Genomic DNA, 22,071 nt, shown 5'->3' with positions numbered 1-22,071 from the left:
TATGAGGAGAATCTAATTCTCCTCAAAATTTTATACTAATTATGATAGAAATTAATTTACCTACAGAAGCAGCAATATCTTTATTGAATGATCAATTTGCTCTGGAGTTTAAGCGTCAAAGAAAACTCTCGAAGAATAAATCCTTTAATTCAATTGAAGAGTTGAGTGATTCGGAATTTAAAAAAATTCTTGAGATTTCTCTGTTCGATATTCTATCGCTTTTACCAGTGACTTTAATCACAGAAGAGAGTAATCTTCCTGAAATAATTTCAAAGTCTGTTAAAGGTCTTGCATACAAATATTACAAACCATCCTTTTATAAATTCAACGAAAAGAACGCAAAATCAATTCTTTTATTAGTCCGAAAATCCTTTGGTAGTTTTAGCAGCACAACTACTTTTCAAAACAATTAATTCACTTGTTTTTCTTATGCAATTCAAATCACAATTGGACTATTGTGTCTGAATAACTAAATGCATATTTTATTCTGTGCTTTTAGATTAACAACTAAAGTTAACCAGTTATTTAAAGGAGGGTATATGTTCAAGAAATTACTTTTTATTTTGTTAGTGGCAATGAGTTTAATTTTCTTTGGCTGCGATAAAGCCGAAGATGATGACAACACTAATACAGATATTCCTGCCGATCCGGTGAATGTAACACCACCAACCCCGACAAAAAATAATGTTCAACCGACGGCTTCATTTTCTGCACAAGGCGAACGTATTAACGTAAACTTACAAGGATTGGTTGATCCTAATACTCAACAACCGATTAATCTATTTTACAATTCAAGTAACCCATCATCATCAAATTTATTTGTTACACAAAATGGAGTTACAAAAGGACTGTTAGTTACTAAAGTAGGTACAGGTACAACTTTAAAAGCCGATGTTGTTTTTACAGTTGATAACTCAGGCAGTATGGGTGAAGAAGCTGATGTTGTTGCAACGGGTATTGTCAATTTTGCAACAGCCCTTGCTAATAGCGGATTAGATGTTCAATTTGCATGTGTCGGCTATGACGGAAGTGTTAACGGTGCACTTAATTTTACAACAGCAGCAAACTTATCAACTTATTTAAACAGAAGCGGATATACCGGAACTTCGCGAACGGTTGGTTTCGGCGGTGGTGATGCTACAACTTTACAAACAAACGCTTCTTCGTTCGCATCGGGTATTTGGGGTGAAAACGGTGTTGTTGGTTGTTTATTCGGATATCAGTATTTCAACTGGAGATCTGGCGCTTCAAAAGTATTTATAAACTTTACTGATGAGCCGACTCAACCAGGCTCAAGCGGTGAATACAATACTGCACAATTATGCAACACAATTGGCGGTATTGCTACAGTTCATACTGTATTTAGCGAAGATACAACTTATTATTCCGGTTATTGGAGTGCTAGTTATGAACGTCCTTGGGACATGTCAAAATGTACAGGCGGTACTGTTAAATTTGTAGATAGATATGCAACAAACTTAGTATTGACAGATCTTCCTGTAGTTGGCGCACTATCAAACAGTTACTTGGTTGAATATATGAAGGGTTCATCTACAGTACAAGAGTGGCTTGTTAAAATTATTGTTTACACTTCAACTGCAGATGGAGAAATAACATACAGAGTCACTTACTAATGTAATTGACAAATTTACTGTTCTTTAATATTTTGATACATCAGTTAACAAATATTAGTGAGGGAGACTTCACTACTTGCCGGCAAACCCATCTACGTGATGGGTTTGCTGTTTTAAATATAGTATTGTTACACTTTTTTTGAATTAGCATAATTTGTAAATTTAATCCTCACCAATAAGGAGTAAGAAATGTTCAAAGAGTTCAAAGAATTTGCTATGCGGGGGAATGTAGTTGATATGGCCGTCGGTATAATTATCGGTGCGGCTTTCGGAACAATTGTAAAGTCTCTTGTATCTGATGTTATCATGCCGCCTATTGGATTGCTGCTTGGGGGTGTAGATTTTTCTAATTTATTCTTTGTAATTAAAGAAGGTACGCTTCCCGGTCCTTTTGATACTTTACAACAAGCACAGGAAGCGGGAGCGGTTACAGTAAATTACGGTACTTTTATTAATACAGTTATTAGTTTTTTGATTGTCGCTTGGGCAATTTTTGTACTCGTTAAAGGCATGAATAAACTAAAAAAGAAAGAAGCAGAAGTTCCGGCAGAAGCTACCACGAAAGAATGCCCATATTGCTTCAACACAATTTCGATTAAAGCAACCAAATGCCCGGCTTGTACTTCTTCGCTGACTTAAAAAATCATTAATGTTTGTTTTCGAAACCCGGATTATTCTAATGATTCGGGTTTTACTTTTTATTAATTCAAAAAAACTAACCATATTCAAAAAAGGATTTGTGTGCAGCCTAAATTTTTCAAAACAAAAAAAGAATTAAGAAAATGGTTTGAAAAAAATCATAACAAATTAAATGAAGTGTGGATTGGTTACTATAAAATTGCAACAGGTAAAAAAAGTATTACCTGGTCGGAATCGGTAGATGAAGCAATCTGCTTTGGCTGGATTGATGGCTTAAGAAAATCAATTGATGAAGAAAGTTATATGATCAGGTTTACCCCAAGGAAGCCAAGCAGCAATTGGAGTGCTGTAAACATTGAGAAGGTAAAAATACTTACTAAGCTTAGCTTAATGAAACCGGAAGGTATTAGGGCGTACAAAAAAAGAAAGTCCCATAAATCAAAAGTGTATTCGTACGAACAAGAAAGTGATCAACTCGAAAAAAGGTTTGAGAAAATTTTTAAAAAGAATAAAAAAGCATGGCAGTTTTTCAATGAGATGCTGGCTCCATCATATAGAAAAACTTCAATCAGATGGGTGATGAGTGCAAAACAAGAAACAACCAGATTAAAACGACTAGAAATATTGATCGATTCATCCGGTAAACATGAAAAAATCCCGTTACTAAAAAGATAGACTGTAGGGGAAACAAATCTTGCGTCCACCTATAACATCAGATAGATTCAAGATTCGTAGGGGTCGAATATTTTCGACCCCCGGAATATCTTCGACCCTCGGAATATTTTCGACCCCGATTGTTCGTTAAAAAATATTGTGAGAGGATGCAAAATTTGCATCCCCTACATCAAGTCCAAATTTTCGATATTTTTTTCAATTTCCCATCGCAACGGATTTTGTTCGATGTAATCTCTGATGTGGTACAATTCTTTTTCGTTGCGAATTATCCTGTCATAAAATGAACGCTGCCATTTGAAGTTTGCAATGTTATTATTCTTGCACCATATGGTAACACCGATTTTAAATCCCTTTACAACATTAGATAAATTCGAAGGTTGTATGGGTCGAATATCTTCGACCCTTAGAGTATTTTTGTCCCCGGTCGTATTATTATCATTTACATTTCGGGGTCGATGATGATCGACCCCTACGTCATTGATTATTATGATTGCATGGATGTGATTTGGCATTACAATAAATTCATCTAATTCTACATTGGAATAATGTGATGGAATTTCTTCTAAAAGTTTTTTTGTGATTTCCCCGAGTTTATTCAAAATCATTTTACCGTTTTTAACCTCACCGAAATGATAAATGTGCTTATGCGTGCATATTGTTACGTAATACCATGCGGGATTGGAATAATCATACTCGGGTAATCTGTTACGTTTGCGGTTTTTCATTTTGTTATTATTTGGGGATGCAAGGTTTGCATACCCTACGCTTTATGATTAATAATATTGCTTCGGGGTCGAAAATATTCGACCCCTACATTATTTTATTAATATTGCATTTGTGGACGCAAAATTTGCGTCCACTACTTTATGATATTATTTGTTACGGGTCGATAATGATCGACCCCTACATTTTAAATTTTGTTTGGGGGACGAAAATATTTGTCCTCAACATAAATGTTTGTGAAAATTTTTAATTACAAATTAATTCGTTAAATGAAATCAATTTTGTTAATCTCTTTCATCAATCTGTCGGTTTCGGTTAATGCGACGATGATTTTTTGATAATGTTCAATGTCTTCGTTGGTGAGGGTTCTGCCTTTGCGGTCTTTTAACCATTTTTGTGCGGGTTGGTATCCGCCGATGTAAAAATTCCACGCGGATTCAGGTACGTTGCCGAAATATTGGGTTTCGTTAATGTACACATGGCCTGTGGTGGACGCAAATTTTGTGTCCATTATGTTGTGGGAATTATTTGTCTGGGGTCGATCATCATCGACCCCTACATTTTTGTTTTTTGGGGATGCAAGATTTGCATCCACAACATATTTTATTTTACCGACTTCGTATGAACCGTCGTTGGGGAATGTGGTTATAAATTTATTTACAACGGGTGATTCTAATAAATGTATTTCACGTAATTTCGTCCCGAGTTTTACCAGCTTATTAAATGTGGTTTTATCTTTTGGATACGGCACACGCGGGAAATCTATCTTTAAAAATTCTTTGTACTTTTCGCGGTAACTTGGTGAGTGCAGTACCGCATAAATGTAGTCTAATATTTCTTTCGGCTCTGTTTTACCGGTTGTCTTTTCTAACTCGTTAACTATTTCTTGATTTAGGTTCGGTACTTTTTCGCCGTCTTCTGTGTAGAGGTAGAGAGGGAATGCGTAGGTTGACTCTTTTGTTTGTAAAGAAACGGAACAAATATCACTTAGTACTTTGGTGATTAGAACGTGCTGGAAATCAAAACTACTTTGTTGTCTGCATGTCAGTAGAGAGATATTATTTTGTAGCATATTCTTCATTACGTTAAATCGATGTCGAACAACTTTCTTCAAATCGTATTCAATGTTTCTCACATCAAATGGTCGATATAAATATTTATAATTATTCTCAGCAAATTCTCGATGACTGACTAATTCACCATCATTATGTGTTTTAACTCCAGATGTACTTGATGAGAAAATCTCATCAATCTTAAAACCTTTTTCATACATTTCTATTGATTCAAAATCCTTCTCAACAAAAAAGTAATTCGGTTCGGCGGTTTTTAATTTTTTCCATTTTATTGTATCAATTTTATTTTCATTCAGTTTTTCAAATTTTATTTCGCGTTTGCCGTAAAGTTCGGCAAATTTAACAATTGCCCGTAGGGGACGAATATTTTCGTTCCCCAGAATATTTTCGTCCACCGTGTTATTGTTATCATTCCTTCGGGGTCGATGATGATCGACCCCTACGTTATTTACTTTCTTGATCATTATTGAAATTGCGACACCTTGCTGAATATCAAAAACATTTTCATCTTTGCTTCCGTCGGGTGCGGTTTCTTTTTTCTTCGCGTTGCCGTGTAAATCTAAAATGTAAATTTCGTCAAATGTTTCAAGCAGATGTTTACGCATTTGTCTATGAATAATTCCATCCAAAAAAGAATTATTCGTTATCATAGCGACAATTCCGCTTCCGTTTTTTTCAATGTAATGTTCTGCGTAACGGATAAACTTAATATAATCATCGCTTAACGGCTGAATGTTTCTTTCGTTCAAATCTTTTTTGTAATCTTTAATCAGGTTGGTTATCCAATCACCTTTATTGGAAGAACTAACGCTGTAAGGCGGGTTTCCTATAACAACCATAATCGGCGTATCGTTTTTAATCTGCGCCGCTTCTTTGGATTCTTCGGCTATGCTTTCTGCAAAACCGAACCCGGTAAAAAGATCGCCGATTTCATCGGCTTCTTCGAGAGAGTTAGTTAGATAAATTCCCAATCGCCGGTTGAAATGTTTGAATCCCGTTGCCTTAAAAGCCATACTTAGTTTAAGATGAGCAATAGTGTAAGGCGCCATCATAATTTCAAAACCATGAATACGTGGAAGCAGATCGTGATGAACATAAGTTGTCCATCTTCCGAGTTGTCCGTTATCTTTCAAACGCAAATAAATACTTCTTATAACCGCGCTTAAAAATGTTCCGGTTCCTACCGCGGGATCAAGTATTTGAACTTTGTGAATATCGTTTTGAGTTTTTGTCGTATCCGCCAAACCGTTCGGTAGTCCGAATTCTTTCTGCAGAAGATGATCAACTGCACGGACAATAAATCTAACAACCGGCTGCGGTGTGTAATAAGCGCCGAGTTTTTTACGAAGACCGGCATCGTACTCTCTCAAAAAATCTTCATAAAAATGAATAACCGGATCGGGACCTTCATTTGTCTTTCCCCACAAATCATCGCGGAAATACTGCTTCATTAACTCGGGTACATTTGCGTGAGAAAAAACTTCGCAAAGTTCATCGACAATGTATTCGAGACGTTTGTCAAAATCGGGACCGACAATATGATCGAAGAAATGACGAAGAAACGGGTTTGAAGTCGGGACAAGTTCACGAGCTTCTCTTCGTGAAAAATTTTCGGGTGATTTATCGTGATACCTTGCAACAAAAAGTCCGTAAACTAAAGTCTGCGCATACATATCTGCGAACGTTTCAGCTTTAAGATCGTGAACAAGAAGTTTCTGAAGAGTTTTATAAATCTTTTTTATTTCATTATTCTTTTCCGAATCAACAGAAAGAAATTGAAGAAGATTATCGCGGATACGCTGAGCTTTACCGCCCATAATTTTTGCAAGATGAAGTCCGTTCTTAATCGGTTCTTTTTGTGATTGTGTAAAATCGATTAATGTTTTTGCAGCGTGTTCAAATGAATCGGGGAAAGGATTGATTGTTCTATTCTTTAAATCATATTCGGCAATTTTGATAGGTTCGTCATAACGCTGACCGTTTCTGTAAAAACGAAACTCAACATAATCGGTAAGCACTAAATTCGTATAACCGAAATACCGCGCCATCTGTTCGGACTTTTCAATTTTATTGAGATCAACGCCTATATCTTTTGTTTCGATGTATAGAATTGAAATATCATGTTTAAGAATTGCGAAATCCGGTTTGTTGCCATCTTTTGCTTTTGCATCGTGATCAATTCGCGGGCGGGTTACAACTTTTTCAAAAATATCTTTTAGTAGAATTTCAAAATCTGTGCGATAACCCATTTCGCTTGTTTCGGGATGCTTGAACTTTTTTGAAATTGAATTGAGATAATTTTCAAAAGCATTTTTCATGGAAAGTAAAATAATAAAAAATGATTATAACTTAACTATTAAAGTTTGGTTTGCTGGATGAATTGTTTTTTAGAAATGATTTTTTGCTATCTACTATTCAAACAAATTTTACTCACTTTTTAGCTTCCATGTCTGAGGTAAAAAGAATAGGATCACACCATAAATTTCCAACCGACCAAGAAGCATAACAGCAGATAAAATCCATTTACCGACATTTGGGATCATGCTGAAATTTCCGGTTGAACCAACTTCGCCGAGACCGGGACCGACATTACCCGCAGCGGCAATAGTTCCGGTAAAAGCTTCAAGCGGATCGACATTAAATGCTACTAATAATAATCCACCTACAAACACAATCAATAAATAGACTACAATATAAAGGATGCCCAAGAACGAATCTTCATCCTTTATATTTTTGTTACCGATTTTAAGGCTTATTATTGCTCGAGGATGTCTAAGAAGTTTTAATTGTTTACCGATCGCTTTAAAAAGCATAACAAACCTATCGGCTTTAATACCACCCGAAGTAGATCCGGCAGTGGCACATTGCAGGGCAAAGAACATCAGAAGGATTTGAGAAAGAGCCGGCCAAACGCTGGAATTTGTTGTTGCAAACCCGGTAGAAGTTCCGAGTGAAATGACTTGGAAAGCTGAATACCTTAGCGCATCTGTGAAGTTAGAATAATTACTTCCGTAAGTATTAAAGGTAACAATGGCGATTCCGGCAATCATTATAAATAAGTAATAACGAACTATTGTTGACTTAAAAATATTTAGCGAACCTTCAAAAAATGTTGTGAAAAGTAAACCAAAATGTAAACCGGATAAAATCATAAATACGATTATGACGATCTCGATTCCGAGACTATCATAGTACGCAACGCTTAAATTTTTAGGAGAAAAACCACCGGTCGCAATCGTCCCGAATGAATGAGTAATTGCATCAAATAAATTCATTCCGAAAATCATCAAGAAAATTGTTTGAAGAAAAGTTAGACCGACATAAACCATTAAAACAATTCTTAAAGTTTTTTTTGCAGTTTGCTTAAAATTATCTTGCGCCACAGGTGACATTTCAGTTCGATAGAGAATCATACTGGCGGAACCCAAAGAGGGAAGTACCGAAAGTACAAACATAATTATTCCCATTCCGCCTAACCAGTGAGTAACACTTCGCCAGAATAATAATCCGTATGGAAGCTTTTCAATGTCGGTTAATATCGAAGAGCCGGTAGTTGTAAAACCGGAGACACTTTCAAACCAGGCATTTGAGAGAGTAAATTCACCTCCCCACATAACATACGGAAGCATACCTACAATGCAAGTGAGAATCCAACTTGCAACAACAATAAATAAACCTTCGGTTTGGGTTATATTATCTGCCGGAGGAACAAAAATTAAGGGAAAGAGACCGAATAATGCTGTGACAACAGCGCTATAAAATAAAACACCAAAAGAATTATCGCCGTAAGCCAACCCGACAAATGCCGATATTAATAAAAAAAGAGCATCTATTAGCAGCACTAATCCTACATATCTCAATACAAAATAGAGTCTCATTTTATATTTCTATTTGCCTCCGATAATGAACATAAAGTGCTTATAGAAGTATTTAGTGATGTAAGTTCATCTTTTGATTCAATATTTATTGAATATGGTTTTTTCTTTTCAATAAAATCTTTAACGCCGTTATTAATTTTCATTATTGGATTCACGAAATAATAATTGACAAAGTAATTGAACATAAGAGAAAAAACTAATGCTGAAAGGATAGCAATAATAGCAGGCATAAGTGCACGGTTAGCTTGCTCACGCAAATTGGATGCTGTCGAAAACATCGCTTTATCATTAATACTCATTAAATCATTTACGGAAGATTTTACAGTTAAGAATTCTTTGTGTACACTTTCAAAATACCAATTAATATCACCTTCTTTTGAAGTCCCGACTATTGGTCTTTCCCAGATATTTTTATAATTCGCATAATTATTTTTAATTTTCTCAATGTAGTTCCCTTCATCTGCAATGGTGAGATTATTAGCTGCGATTTTAAAAGCATTTTGAAATTGAATATCAGCATCGGCAATAATTTTTCTACCTTCATCCCATTTACCAAGAATTAGTAAAAGAACACCGCTATCCTCGCGCTCTAATGCTTCAATCATTTTCTTGGATGCGTCGATACTTTTGTAGTTGTCTTCCATTATTTCATTAACTGAAGAACCGATCGATTTGATTTCATAGATTGACCATACTGCGGCTGCGGCTAGCATAATAACTAGTATTAAGAAACCGGAAAGAATTTTAAGTCGTAGTTTCATATTAACCTCACTGCACAAATTTAAAGGCAATAAACTAACTTAACTAAAATCCATTATAGAAATTATAAAAATTATTTTAGCTCTAGTATCGGCAAAATAGAAAAAGTAATAATGGAATATTTATCAGACTATATGACTATCGGGTATAGTACAGAATTATCCAAATCCAATTAATCCAAGTAGTACTATTAAGTTTAGCATTCCTAAATACAGCAATGTTAATATTTCATCCTTTAATTCACTTGGTGAAAAAATTGTAACTCTGCCAAATGAATTTAGGTCAGCCGGTAATTAAAGAATAGATTTTGACGGCTCAAATCTTAGCAGTGGTGTTTATTTCTATCAGACAACTGCAAGCGAATATACATCCACTAAGAAGATGTTATTAGTAAAATAGTATTCTTTTGATTTATAATCGGGGTGGACATCTAAGTCCCGATTTCTATTATTTTCTTAGTATCATTTTTTTAGTCTTTGTTAACTCCCCGACCGAAATTTTGTAAAAATATACGCCGGTTCCTATTTTATTAGAATAAAATTCCACTTCATGCGCTCCTGATTCAAATTTTTTATTAACAAGTTCAGCAACTTCTTGTCCCAGAATATTATACACCTTTAATATTACGAAATCAGTCTTTGATATTGAAAATGGTATATGAGTAACCGGATTAAAAGGATTAGGATAATTTTGACCCAGGACAAACTTAAACTGTTGATTTTCCAGCAAACCTCCTGTTGGAAATGAAATAGTAGGATCAAAGCTCTTAGAAACTACTGCTGTGATAATTTGATTCCCAGGTCCTCCGCTTAATTGATTTGTAACCAGCCAACCATTAACTAATCGAACGTCAATCTGTGTTTCGGAAGCCCCTCCAGGATTCAGTTGATCCGTATCATCTTTGAAAGTTAATTTCATATTGTTTGCATCTTTTGAGATCCCCGTTAGAGTAACTGCATGGCTTGATCTCCAACCTGTTCCATCCCAATTTGAGTAAACCATTGTTACATCTTCTCCGGCATCCATTTCGCTTTTTATCCAATCCCATGATACTTGATTAGCATTCGGATTTTGAGGATTAATTCCCTCATTTTCAGCAGAATGTCCGTAATCAAAATTTGGAGAATCAATATCGCGATTCAATCCGAGGGATTGAAATTTCACCGAGATGGGAATTCGATTACTATCTATGAAATCCAATGCACCTTCAATTACGCCCTGCATATCCGGAGCTCCGGAAGCAAAATCTCTATTTACCGCCTCATCAAGCTGTTGAATCATCTGCCGGGTTGATAATCCTGTATTGAATTCAGAATGTTTTGAATCAAGCCAAGCAAAACTGTTTGCTAAAGATGCCTGAGCGCATGCGTTAAGATCCCCCTGATATAAAATATTTCCCTGATTGTCCATATTGAATGGATATGTCGAATTGTCCAGATCAATATTAGGAACTTCACATCCTCTGTAAATCCATGTAGTATCTCGTTCGGGAGTCCACATCGGAATTAATGGGGTTACTTCTATTGAGTCTATTTTTGTTGATGTTTCAACTCCGTTTCCAACAGCATAATTATAATCCCCGATAAGATATTCTGAAAATTCCTCAAGAGGCAGGTTAGGCTTTTCAAGTAAAAGTTTCTCTGTCAAAATGTAAGCAATCGATAATTCTTGAAGATTCATTCCGCTCAGTCCTCCAACAGAATGGAGATCCAGCACACAATTCAAAGTAACAGGAGTATAGAATGGATTAAGTATAATATTCTGTCCCCACCAAACATCTTCAAATCCAGGATTGACTGATTTTGCCACGATATTTAAAACTTGTCTTTGTTGATCAGGCGGTGAATCATAATTGATAGTAATCAAAGCTGATGCTGAGTTTTCGATTTCAATCGGTTTAATATAATTGATCTGCTCAATGGAAGTTATTAGTGTTGGATATTTTTGGGCTAATAAAACAATGGAAAGGAAAAGTATAATATAGAAAGTATTCCGAACGGAGGATAAAGAAGATATGTCCAAAGGTTTCATCTTCTACCCCCAATATTTGTTACTTAAAAATAATCAAGCTGATCATCATAATAAATACAAATGTGCAGCAATCAAAACAGAAGATTATTAAACGAGTAAAAATGATATTATAATAATCGGGTTTACGATTTGGTTTGAAAGTAAAATGAGGTATTAAACGAAATAGAATAAATAAAAAACCCCGATTATAAACTATAATCGGGGTTTTTGTGAGCTGGCAATGGGACTCGAACCCGCAACCTGCTGATTACAAAGAAGCCGGTATATTGCATTTAATGATTGTTTTTTCAGCAATTTTGAGCACTGTTCAGTGGACTGTTCAGTAAGCTATCGTAAGACCTCTTGTAGCAAAGGAGGTCATTATGTTTATCTTCAAACGAGGAAATGTTTATCATGTAGAATTCCTTGATCCAATCCAAAACAAAATCCGCAGAATCTCTAGTGGTTCTAAACTAAAGTCCGAAGCAATTAAATTTGCTTCCAACCTTGAAGCAGAATTAACCAAACCTAAAGAAACGAGAGCAATTAAGTTCAGTACCTTTAAGAAAGAATATACTGCATATGCAGAACATCGGTACACTGAGTCATACATCAGAAGTATCGACCTCTCTTTCCGGCAATTAATAAATTACTTCGGTGACAAACAATTAACTCAGCTAACAAAGCATGATGTAGAAAAATTTATTGGGGAAACATATTCCAGAGCAAAATATTCAGCACATCTCTATAATCGTACACTAAAAGCTGCTATGAACAAAGCTATTGAATGGGAATTACTTGTTAAGAATCCATTCAAGGGAGTTAAAACACCTAAGACAAACAGAAAGTATCCGGTATTTCTAACAGATGATCAGTTCAATAGAATACTTGCTCATACAAATAATGTGTCAATGAGAAATATCTTTATTATGGCTTACAATACGGGTCTTAGACTTGGTGAGTTAGTTAATCTAACCTGGTCGGCAATAAATATGGTTGAAAAAATTATTGTTGTGGGTAATCACAATTTTACTACAAAAAGTAAAGCCGCAAGAACAATTCCAATGAATTCCACTGTTTATTATCTGTTGAAAGATTTATATAAAGACTCAGTGGATATAGAAGCATATGTGTTCACAAATTGCAATGGAATTAGATTCAACAATGATCATGTGAGCAAATCATTTAAGAAGGCAATTATAGCTGCTGAATTAAATCAAGATGTACACTTCCATACCCTACGTCATAGCTTTGCAAGTAAACTAGTACAAAAAGGAGCAAGCATTTATGTGATAAAAGAACTGCTTGGACATAGTGATGTCTCTACAACTCAGATTTATTCACACCTAAATAGGGAATCACTCAAGAATGCGATTGAATTGCTATCAAACGATTGATATAACAGCAAGGTGAACTGTATATAATGTATAAATCTCCATTGGGATTGAGATATAACATCGGTTAAATATTGGTTAAATTTGTCAAGAATAATATATTTTAATAATTTTCTAAACTTTTATTAGAATCTTCTGAATAAAAGTGTTAAGAAAAATCGAAGTATTTCTAACACTTTAGTTTTTCATTAATATTGTAATTGAACAAAATCGGAACAAGTATGATCAATTCTCAACTTTCAAAAGAGCAGAAAAGAGACATTATCTTACAAAGTGGATTTTTAAATATTTATAGAGAGAAACTCCAAGAGAAATTAAGTGAATTGGGGACAAAAACTAATAAAGGAAAAATGCCTTCTGTTCCATTTAACTTGGAGGAGCCAGATGAATTTGGATATAAACGCGGAAGTGAATTCGAGTCATTTAGAAATAATTTAGCCATTATTTCCATTCGCGACCTAGTCAGCATTATGGAAAATGATTTTGATGAATATTTGAGTATAAAACAAGAATCTATCTCGATAGAAGATTACACTAAGAAAAAAAAGTTCTTTAATTCACAGAATATTTATCATTTATTGAAGGATGATATAATTATTTGCATTGAGATACATGTGGAAAAAGTAAGAATGAAAATCGATTCATATTTTAGACCATACATTCTTTTAGCAGAGGCTTTTAAGCATGACAGACTCTCTATAGATTTTCGAGCTAGTATTGATGAAGCAATCTATATTGACAATCAATCTAAAACTTCTACAAAAGAAATCAAAAGCTTTAACTCAACAATTGAGACGGATGTGATAGAAGCATTGAAAGAAGGAGCGGAATTAACCTCGACATTAAACGGAGGTAAAGCAGATTTATCAAAGATAGCAAGAACTTATGGAAAAGCTCGCTCCTCTTTTGAGGAAGATCTTAAAAAGCATAACATCAAATATGATGGTAAAACGAAATCATTCTATGATTGCAAGGGAGAAGTAATAATTAATTGTAATACATTGAAAAAAGATTTGCAATTAGAAATTAATTAGCCTTATTACTCGCAATTAAGTAAAGACTTAATCCTCAGAAGAAATCATACCGTTAATTTACGTGAATTATTCCATCAATAATTTATTTGTTAAGAACCGTTAAATTTTTGTCAAAAATTGAGACATAACATTTTCTTCGCCCTATCAATATTTTCTTTTCATAATCGTTAAAAATGCAGATTACATTTCACGGAATTTAACGGAACGTCTCCTGCAATAATCTCTGTAACTCAAAATAAAACGGAGATTCTACATGAATTTCAAAAACAATCTTAACAACTTCTCGACGGAGGAAATGAAATTCCTCCATGATTCGCTTTCGAATCTTTTGGAAAAGCGAAGTAGCAGTTCGTTGCACCTTGATGGATTTAGCCAAGAATACACTCGGTATTCTAAATCCTATCACTCATTAAAGTACAACAAATCCATCGAACTTTCATTTCAAAAAATGATTGAGTTCTTTGGAAAAGATGCTAAGCTGATCGATATCAATTTTAAAAGAATAATTGATTTCATTGATTGGCTAAAGCAGACCGCTCCCAAAGGGTATCGCGTCTATTATCGCAACCTCAAAGCAGCTTTTAATAAAGCTAAAGATTGGGAGTACATTAACGACAACCCGTTTACTAAAGTAAAACTTAGTAAACAGCAATTGGAGTTTCCTTTCTATCTGACGGTAGAAGATCTGAATCTAATTCTGGAAGAGACTGTAGACGTTACCCATTCAACTTTGTTTCTGTTTGCATTCTTTACGGGATGTAGATTATCAGAAATAATCAATCTAAAATGGAGTAATGTCGATTTCTCTAATCGAGTAATTACAATCGGTGATAATGAATTCATAACAAAAACTCGTGAACAACGTATAATTCCATTATCCAATCGATTGCATTCTGCTCTATTAGAATTAAGAAACAACAATAGCTCAAATGGATATGTTTTCTGTAAGAAGAACGGTTATCGTTATTCCACAGACTACATTTCAAAACTGTTCAAATCAATTGTGCGAAAATTAGGGTTCGATGAAAAAATCCATTTCCACACGCTCCGTCATTCATTTGCGAGTCATTTAGTGCAAAATGGAGCTGATTTATACACAGTAAAGGAAATCTTGGGGCATAGCAATGTTAAAACAACAGAACGATATGCTCACCTAAATCTCAATAACTTAAAAAAAGCAATGGAGGTGTTTAATTATGCAGCATAATCTACAACAATTAGAAGTCATGAAAAAAAGATGCAATTATATGGTAAATAATTTAGATAAAATGATAAGCAAAGAGGATTTAGAAGATTATGATCTTTTAAAGTCAGCAATTCTCTTTTCCGAATTCGAAGAAATTGGTAAAAAGCAGTTTCAAATTCTTTGCTTCGATGCCGGTATTGATTTGAATAGGGTTGATGAAATATGGAACTCAATTCAAACTGATGAAAAACCTAAAAGTGATTTATGTGAAATGATTTGTGGTAAGGAGAATTTATGTTCTCTTGCAAAATCATTAAACATAAAAACTCCACTTGAACTGCCGGAAAGAGTCAGTGAAAAATTCAATGAGTCATATGCGGCAAAATATTTCATTGATTACAACAAGCACTTTATCTTATATCATCTTGCAACTCATAATTTTTATTATTATGAAGATGGTGTTTGGAGTGTACTACATGAGGATAAATGTAAAATGCACATTGAGAGTTTTCTCAATGCAATTTATGAACCGGAGCAAATAAACACTACACGAATCAATGGATTATTCAAACGACTCAAAACAAAAGAAGAATTATTTTTCGAGAGGGATTTCAATAGCGATAAAATGATTCTTAATTTCAAAAATGGTTTATACGATTTATGCAAACAGCAACTTATGCCACATACGCCTCATCATAAATCAACAATACAATTTCCTTTAGTTTATGATCCTGCGGCTGAGTGTAAATTGTTTGAAGAAAAAATCATTGAAATACTTGGCTCGAAAGAAGTTGTTGACTTCATACTCAAATGGATGTTGTACACAATGATCCCAACGTATGAATACCAGAAATTCCTTTTCCTTCTTGGTAAGGGAGCAAATGGAAAGTCAACACTTATTAATTTGTGGTCGGCTTTTCTTGGCAAACAGAATGTACGCAATCAGTCATTAAAAGATCTATCCACAAACGCGAATTATTCCGTTCAACAGTTAGTTGGTAAGTTGGCGAATTTCTCTAACGAAATATCATCTTCAGAAAAGGAATCGAGCATTCTAAAATCACTCTCCGGAGGCGATACCATAGCTGCTCGGCAAATTTATGAGAAACCATTGGAGTTTTATAACAATGCGCGACTCATAATTGCAGCTAATCGAATGCCTTCATTCAAAGAGGTTGATAATGCAATTCTTAGAAGGTTACAAATAGTTAAATTCGAGAATAACTTCGAAAAAAATCCTGATCCAACGCTTGATAAAAAACTGATAATGGAATTATCGGGAATTTTAAATCTTGTACTTTCAAAAGTACCGGAAATCATAAGAGAAGACGGATCCGTGTATTTTGATTCTCCCAAACATGTTGATGAAAACATCGAAGTCTTTAAAAGAAAGACAAATTCTATAGGTGAGTTTGTTGAACAAAGCTGTGATCTAACTGCCGAAAGTGGAATTGATTGCGCGACAACATTAAAGCATATCTATGCTTCATACCAGCACTGGTGCAACAAAGAACAAGGCACAACTGCCAAGTCCAGAACGGAGTTTATGAATACGCTCGAGTCCTTATTCCATTGTCCGACCCATATCATAAATCACGTTAAATCACACTCCGGGAAGATCTACAAGAAAATTCATTGGGTTATAGGAATAAAAGTAAATGATTCTGAGTTTGATTACACGGCAGATGCTGAACCGATTAAATCAATCCTCGGAATTTCTCAACAGACTGAGGAAGCCACGAAGGAAGAAGAATTATTCCCGGATTTAGATTCTGAAGAATACGAAGAATTGTATGAACTCATGGAAGAAATCGGGATTTCACCTCATTCTAAACCTTTGAGCGAGGATGAACTTCTGAACTTACCTGAGTATAATGGCGAGGAGTGAGTCTAAACCTCTTTGTTGGTAAATCATGAATCAAACAGATATAGTGCTTGTGGAACAATTAGTTCCGCAAGCACTGATTTTTCATCCCTTGAATTATTAATTCTATAGCTCCTATTTCATATATGGGTGGAGAGGTGGAGTACTCACCCATACATTAACTGAAACTTTTACAAGCAATTAATCTTTTAGTATTTACAAGAACAATCTCCACCTTTCCACCTTTGCTGATATATATATGTCTATAATATATATTGCTTTCCACATAAGGATATAATGTATAATCTATAATATATGATATGATTTCTAATTTTGGCTGTAATCATTATTGAGCTTTTTACATCGGATATAATGGAGGAGAACTTCCGTTCTCCATGCTCAAGGAGGAGATTCAACTGTCCAATATATATAGGATATACATGAATATATTTGTATCTCTAGAAAGCTACTAAATAATCTCCCAGTAATTGTTTGAGATTCCACTTCATCTTTGTATCCAGCGATTGCTCTAGACATATAAACTTTGTATCCTTATAACTCTGCAGTTCTGTAAAAGTATCCGGCTCGATCTTCATATCGAGACAGATCAGTGCTGATCTTTCGCCGTCAGAGACTTTATATAGATCATTCTTCTTAAAGCTCTTAATCTTCTCCTTGCTGTAGTTGAGTTTAAAGCCATTTTTCAACAGTACTTCATCCATCACATCAGCCGCATTAGTAAGACTTATAAATGAGGCTTCTTTTTCTAATATATACTTCTCTAACGCCGCGGCATTCTCTTCTTCTGATTTATCCGGATCCGGTCTAAAATCAACTCGAGGGAAGTTGGATTTAGCAAGTCTGTAGACCTTAAAGCCAAGAGATAAATCCTTATCCTTGAACAAGTCCGGTTTATCTGCCATTTCATTTTCTATCCTGGCTGTGACTCTTTTGTTACGTTCAATTGTTATATCAGAAATCTTTTTATATCCGGCTTTATGGGCTTCGCTCTTTTCATCTGTTAATTCCGGTATCTGTATAAGGACGAATTTTCTATTCCCGCCGTCCTCTTTGTTAAGCTCCATAACTGCCTGAGCAGTGGTTCCAGAGCCAGCAAAGAAATCAAGGACAATTTCATTCTCAGATGCGGCAGTTTCAATAATCTTTTTTAATAACCTAACCGGTTTAGGATAATCAAAAACGTTTATTCCCAATAATTGATCAACCTCTTTCGTACCTTCATCGATGGAACCTGAGTTTTTATAATTCCAAAAATTGATTGGAACAAGTCCTTCTTTTAATTCTGACATAAATACTTTTAGACGGGGATAGGTATGATTACCAGCTTCTCCCCAATACAAGCGATTCTCCTTGATGTGCAAATCGGTTTGTTCTTTGCTATACTTCCACGAATGAGTTGGATGATATATCTCATTATTCGTGTATGGATTTATGATGCTATAGCATAAATTTGGTCTCTCGGATTTTGGTCTTTGGCTTACATAGGAAATGCTTGTCCAATCACCTCTTGGATCATTGTCTGGGTTTGAATAACCTTTATTTGATTCTTCTGGGCGTGGTTCGCGCATTTGTGAAAGCTTATCCGACTTTCGATATACTGCAATATATTCAGCAACATTGTTCATGAGTTTTGCATCGTTACTCCTTCCAGCACGTTTTAACCAAGTTATTTCGCCCACCAAATTATCCTCACCAAATATCTCGTCACATAATTTTCGCAAATGATGAACTTCGGTATCATCAATCGAAATAAAGATAACGCCATCTTCACGCAACAACTGCCGGGCTATAAGAAGCCGGGAGTACATCATATTCAGCCAATTACTGTGGTATCTGCCGCTTGAATCAGTATTTGTATCTAATCTAACACCGTCTTTTGTAACGCCAATATGCTCCCAGTAAGATTCCTTGCTTTCATCCCACTTATCGCTGTAAACAAAATCTTTTCCTGTATTATACGGCGGATCAATGTATATACATTTAATCTTTTCTCTATATGCAGCAAGGAGGCATTTTAATGTTTCTAAGTTTTCTCCCTCAATAATCATATTGCCATCAGCCTTATCCGGATTCACAGAACGGTCAACATCATATCTTAATGTAGCTCGGCTCGGCGTAAATGCTCTTCTCTTGGCTTCGCTTTTACCAAACCACTTAAACTCATATCGCTCGGTTTCATGAACTGCAGCCGGATCAACTAATTTCTCCAACTCATGAGTATTAAGTTTTCCTTCAACTGTGAATAAGTCCGGATATAGTTTTTTCAATGTCTCTAATCGCTCCGAATTAAGATCGGGAGTTTCCATCATATATTTTCCTTTACTCATAAAAATTTCTCCGTCTTAAATATCCGCGGCTAATACTTTACTATCAGCTTTTTTCTTAAATGATTTGTACTCTTTAACCGGCGCATAGTAATCGAAAAATGCATCTATGCCAAGGGCAGTAAAATGCTTTTGTGCGCATTTAATCTTTGTGATTTCATCTAGCGTTAGAGCTTTATGATCATTTATATCATTAGTGCCTTTGGTTTCTATAACAAAGTAAAATTCATCGGCATCAGTGCTTTTAATCTTCTTCCGTTTTAGTACAATTCCAAAATCCGGATTATAGGGACCAATCGGAGTATCGATCTTATAAAATTCCGGCAGCTTTAAGAAACATACAACTTCACTATCTGTATCTGCTTCCTTGGCAAACTCTTTTTCTATATCACTTTCCCAGAACATCAAATCGTAGATTCCTCTGTTGGGCGTTTCTTGAAATCTATCAGTATTACGGATGATGATTTCTTTTAAGTCATTTAAATCATACTTATCACCGTTAAGCTTATATGTCAAGCCTCTTACTAATTCATCTAACTCAATTTGCCTGATCTTTGTAACAGCTTCTTGTAAAAACTTAGGAGGATTCTTGGCTACTTCATTATAATTATCAATTCCTTTTAATATTTCAAAAACAGATTTGTATGAAATCCCTGTGTTTTCGCTGATCTCTTCAATTATATCCATTGGCGCAAAAGTAACTTTTCCTTTCCCGGCTTGACGCCCTTTATTCTCAGCAGTAGTATATACATCCTGGATATCGCTTATACGGTGCAAAGCCACTTCAACTTGAGGAGCTTCCACCTTAATCGTCTTCAAAGCTTCGATGGATTTTGCAATTATCACATCATCATCAAAGGAAACTAAATAATCTGTTTTGCGTGCTAGTTTACGCCAGAACTTCTTAAAAGATTCTGACTCAAACAGAGTCTTATTTCTTGTTGCTTTCTTCTCTGATTTCTTTTCACCTTTATGGGTATGCCTTGTTTCTGCTCCGGCTTCGGTTGAGCCATAAATCTCAACTATTTCACTTTGATATTGAGCGGCAAACGCTTCATATGTCTCATTAGGAATAATCGTAAGTAAATTGATCTCTTCGCCTTCGCGTACTGACGGCTTATCATAGATTCGCCGTCCGTCTTGGTTTACACATATTCTTAATCCGCGCCCGATCTCTTGACGTTTTTTAATCTCACTATATGACTGATTCAAGGTTGCGATGTTAAAAACATTTGGATTATCCCATCCAACCCCAAGAGCCGAATGAGAAAATATAAATTCTACCGGGTTATCTATTGAAAGCAACTTCTCTTTATCTCTCAAGATTAGATCGAAGAGTTCTTTGTTCGTATTCATGGAACGTTCACTATCGGTATAATCTCCCTTGCCGGTTTGAGCAAAATAGTATCCTTGAATATTTTCTATATCCTCTTTTGATGGCTCTTTTTTATAAACTTCTTTATAGACTTTATTGTATTGTTCAGCAAAAGCTGTCTTGATAATTCCATTGTCATCTATATAATTTGCAACTCTGTCTATAAATATCAGCGACAGACATTTGATCCCATGCTTCTTTAGTTTTTCCTTCTTATCGAAATGACTATATATTAGCCAATATAATTGTTCACCGAATATCAATGAAAAATCCTGAGCCTTCTCTGATTCGTTAATTACTACGCCATTCTTAAACTGCACGAATCCTTTTTTCATAGGCGGTTTTGTAATACGGTCAATTTCATATCCAGGGTAACTAACATTATTTGTTACTTCATCAAGTTTATCATCTTTGCCAAGGAGTTTAGTCCCTTTGAACTTATAGCCGCTTGCGGTAAGATGCCAAGCCTTAAGCTTCACCTTAATATCTTTAGAAGTGTCTATTCTATCAATCTCTACTTTCATTGAGGCTTCGTCATTCTTTTCGGTAACGGTAAGAACCTCTATCTTTTTAACCAAACCTTGTTTATAACTTTCAAATGGAGTTAGGCGATAGATGAGATTTCTCATTACTTTATGAGTAGCCGAATAACGGAGTTTATAAATTGGATTCAACTTCTTAATACGTTCTATGGAATTATCTGTATCCATTCCTTCTTGCGGCTCATCCATTATAATAAATGGATTAGTTGCGCCAATCGCATCGATGTATGCTAGGTTAGCAAAGAGATCTTCTCGTTCAGCCTGATTCAGAATCTTATCTTCAGAATTAAAAGACTGCAGCGTCATTACCATTATTTGCGGATGCTGCTCCTCTATATAACTCTTTACCTTACTCAATCTTTTGCTATCATACTCGAATAAGTTCGGCGTAAATCCATAGAGATCGTCCAACTGTTTATGAAATGCCTCAAACGTTGATAAGATACCTTCTCTTATAGGAACTGTTGGAACCAATATTATAAACTTGGTAAAACCATAACGAGCATACAATTCATAAATTGTTTTTAGATAAACTAAAGTTTTACCCGTTCCGGTTTCCATTTCAATACAAAGATCATTCTCCTGGGAAAGTTTACCAGCTTCCAAGGATATCCCGTTTTCTTCGGTGACTTTTTTAATATTGGTTAACAGTTCATCTTTGGTAAGCGTAAGAATATTCGAACGAATTCCATCACTCCCGGCGTTCTCGAAGGTATTTCGTTCCTGTCCCTCAAAAACTTTTATAACTGAGTTAATCGCCTTTTGCTGATATTCGAGTTGTTCGAGTTTTAGAATCATTCACTATAAGTATTTTTGAATTGCAATCCGAATTTAGCATAAAATAAATCAAGATTAAAGCTTACGGATGATCTTACATGAACTTGCAGTTTCAACTAAGGATAAATCTTCTCTAAGCTTAAGTGTTACATATCGAGCCTAT

Annotated in this window: 15 protein-coding genes; 8 read left to right on the top strand and 7 right to left on the bottom strand. The window is 35.1% G+C overall.

The annotated features are described in order from the left end of the window. The first annotated feature begins 41 nt into the window (after window positions 1–41). The 4 genes from QY331_14545 to QY331_14530 all read left to right on the top strand — a co-directional run bounded on the left by QY331_14545 (window position 42) and on the right by QY331_14530 (window position 2,948). On the top strand, window positions 42–413 hold the full coding sequence (locus QY331_14545) for a hypothetical protein (GenBank protein WKZ69177.1): 372 nt from the start codon (window positions 42–44) through the stop codon (window positions 411–413). 126 nt (window positions 414–539) lie between these two features. Beyond that, window positions 540–1,634, top strand: a complete 1,095-nt coding sequence (locus QY331_14540; GenBank protein WKZ69176.1) for a vWA domain-containing protein — start codon at window positions 540–542, stop codon at window positions 1,632–1,634. Window positions 1,635–1,823: 189 nt separating this feature from the next. Then, window positions 1,824–2,273, top strand: coding sequence for a large conductance mechanosensitive channel protein MscL (gene mscL / locus QY331_14535; protein WKZ69175.1), 450 nt, complete (start codon window positions 1,824–1,826; stop codon window positions 2,271–2,273). A 102-nt stretch (window positions 2,274–2,375) separates the two neighbouring features. Then, window positions 2,376–2,948: a YdeI/OmpD-associated family protein gene (locus tag QY331_14530; protein WKZ69174.1), complete on the top strand. Its 573-nt coding sequence runs from the start codon at window positions 2,376–2,378 to the stop codon at window positions 2,946–2,948. Between the two features lie 164 nt (window positions 2,949–3,112). Here the strand turns inward: QY331_14530 and QY331_14525 are convergent, their stop codons facing one another. From QY331_14525 to QY331_14505, 5 genes are all read right to left on the bottom strand, one after another. Further along, complete coding sequence (locus QY331_14525) at window positions 3,113–3,673, bottom strand: hypothetical protein (GenBank protein WKZ69173.1); 561 nt, start codon at window positions 3,671–3,673, stop codon at window positions 3,113–3,115. 263 nt (window positions 3,674–3,936) lie between these two features. Continuing rightward, window positions 3,937–7,062 carry an N-6 DNA methylase gene (locus QY331_14520; protein ID WKZ69172.1) on the bottom strand — a complete coding sequence of 1,042 codons (3,126 nt, stop codon included), beginning with the start codon at window positions 7,060–7,062 and terminating at the stop codon, window positions 3,937–3,939. A 108-nt stretch (window positions 7,063–7,170) separates the two neighbouring features. Further along, on the bottom strand, window positions 7,171–8,622 hold the full coding sequence (locus QY331_14515; GenBank protein WKZ69171.1) for a TrkH family potassium uptake protein: 1,452 nt from the start codon (window positions 8,620–8,622) through the stop codon (window positions 7,171–7,173). Further along, on the bottom strand, window positions 8,619–9,383 hold the full coding sequence (locus QY331_14510; GenBank protein WKZ69170.1) for an MCP four helix bundle domain-containing protein: 765 nt from the start codon (window positions 9,381–9,383) through the stop codon (window positions 8,619–8,621). Before QY331_14510 ends, QY331_14515 begins: the two co-directional genes overlap by 4 nt. A gap of 445 nt (window positions 9,384–9,828) precedes the next feature. Then, the gene (locus QY331_14505; protein WKZ69169.1) at window positions 9,829–11,412 is read right to left on the bottom strand and encodes a T9SS type A sorting domain-containing protein; all 1,584 of its coding nucleotides are present in this window, start codon (window positions 11,410–11,412) and stop codon (window positions 9,829–9,831) included. A gap of 362 nt (window positions 11,413–11,774) precedes the next feature. Between QY331_14505 and QY331_14500 the strand changes: the two genes are divergently transcribed. From QY331_14500 to QY331_14485, 4 genes are all read left to right on the top strand, one after another. Beyond that, window positions 11,775–12,788 carry a tyrosine-type recombinase/integrase gene (locus tag QY331_14500; GenBank protein WKZ69168.1) on the top strand — a complete coding sequence of 338 codons (1,014 nt, stop codon included), beginning with the start codon at window positions 11,775–11,777 and terminating at the stop codon, window positions 12,786–12,788. Between the two features lie 218 nt (window positions 12,789–13,006). Further along, window positions 13,007–13,819, top strand: coding sequence for a hypothetical protein (locus QY331_14495; protein ID WKZ69167.1), 813 nt, complete (start codon window positions 13,007–13,009; stop codon window positions 13,817–13,819). A 253-nt stretch (window positions 13,820–14,072) separates the two neighbouring features. Beyond that, window positions 14,073–15,026 carry a tyrosine-type recombinase/integrase gene (locus QY331_14490; GenBank protein ID WKZ69166.1) on the top strand — a complete coding sequence of 318 codons (954 nt, stop codon included), beginning with the start codon at window positions 14,073–14,075 and terminating at the stop codon, window positions 15,024–15,026. After that, window positions 15,016–16,893 carry a phage/plasmid primase, P4 family gene (locus QY331_14485; GenBank protein ID WKZ69165.1) on the top strand — a complete coding sequence of 626 codons (1,878 nt, stop codon included), beginning with the start codon at window positions 15,016–15,018 and terminating at the stop codon, window positions 16,891–16,893. The genes QY331_14490 and QY331_14485 overlap by 11 nt, the downstream gene beginning before the upstream one ends. Window positions 16,894–17,327: 434 nt before the next feature. Here the strand turns inward: QY331_14485 and QY331_14480 are convergent, their stop codons facing one another. Continuing rightward, window positions 17,328–19,217: a site-specific DNA-methyltransferase gene (locus QY331_14480; protein ID WKZ69164.1), complete on the bottom strand. Its 1,890-nt coding sequence runs from the start codon at window positions 19,215–19,217 to the stop codon at window positions 17,328–17,330. 15 nt (window positions 19,218–19,232) lie between these two features. Further along, entirely contained in the window at window positions 19,233–21,929 is a 2,697-nt protein-coding gene (locus QY331_14475) for a DEAD/DEAH box helicase family protein (GenBank protein ID WKZ69163.1), read from the bottom strand. Window positions 21,930–22,071 lie beyond the last annotated feature (142 nt).

The sequence above is a fragment of the Melioribacteraceae bacterium genome (assembly GCA_030584085.1).
Classification (GTDB): Bacteria; Bacteroidota; Ignavibacteria; order Ignavibacteriales; family Melioribacteraceae; genus SURF-28.
The sequence above is the reverse complement of the archived record's forward strand: the minus strand, read 5'-3'. Positions and strand labels throughout refer to the sequence as shown.

Coding starts and splice junctions, on each gene's coding strand:
- QY331_14545 (WKZ69177.1), top strand. CDS start 42: ATGATAGAAATTAATTTACCTACAGAAGCAGCAATATCTTTATTGAAT.
- QY331_14540 (WKZ69176.1), top strand. CDS start 540: ATGTTCAAGAAATTACTTTTTATTTTGTTAGTGGCAATGAGTTTAATT.
- mscL (WKZ69175.1), top strand. CDS start 1,824: ATGTTCAAAGAGTTCAAAGAATTTGCTATGCGGGGGAATGTAGTTGAT.
- QY331_14525 (WKZ69173.1), bottom strand. CDS start 3,673: ATGAAAAACCGCAAACGTAACAGATTACCCGAGTATGATTATTCCAAT.
- QY331_14520 (WKZ69172.1), bottom strand. CDS start 7,062: ATGAAAAATGCTTTTGAAAATTATCTCAATTCAATTTCAAAAAAGTTC.
- QY331_14515 (WKZ69171.1), bottom strand. CDS start 8,622: ATGAGACTCTATTTTGTATTGAGATATGTAGGATTAGTGCTGCTAATA.
- QY331_14510 (WKZ69170.1), bottom strand. CDS start 9,383: ATGAAACTACGACTTAAAATTCTTTCCGGTTTCTTAATACTAGTTATT.
- QY331_14505 (WKZ69169.1), bottom strand. CDS start 11,412: ATGAAACCTTTGGACATATCTTCTTTATCCTCCGTTCGGAATACTTTC.
- QY331_14500 (WKZ69168.1), top strand. CDS start 11,775: ATGTTTATCTTCAAACGAGGAAATGTTTATCATGTAGAATTCCTTGAT.
- QY331_14495 (WKZ69167.1), top strand. CDS start 13,007: ATGATCAATTCTCAACTTTCAAAAGAGCAGAAAAGAGACATTATCTTA.
- QY331_14490 (WKZ69166.1), top strand. CDS start 14,073: ATGAATTTCAAAAACAATCTTAACAACTTCTCGACGGAGGAAATGAAA.
- QY331_14485 (WKZ69165.1), top strand. CDS start 15,016: ATGCAGCATAATCTACAACAATTAGAAGTCATGAAAAAAAGATGCAAT.
- QY331_14480 (WKZ69164.1), bottom strand. CDS start 19,217: ATGAGTAAAGGAAAATATATGATGGAAACTCCCGATCTTAATTCGGAG.
- QY331_14475 (WKZ69163.1), bottom strand. CDS start 21,929: ATGATTCTAAAACTCGAACAACTCGAATATCAGCAAAAGGCGATTAAC.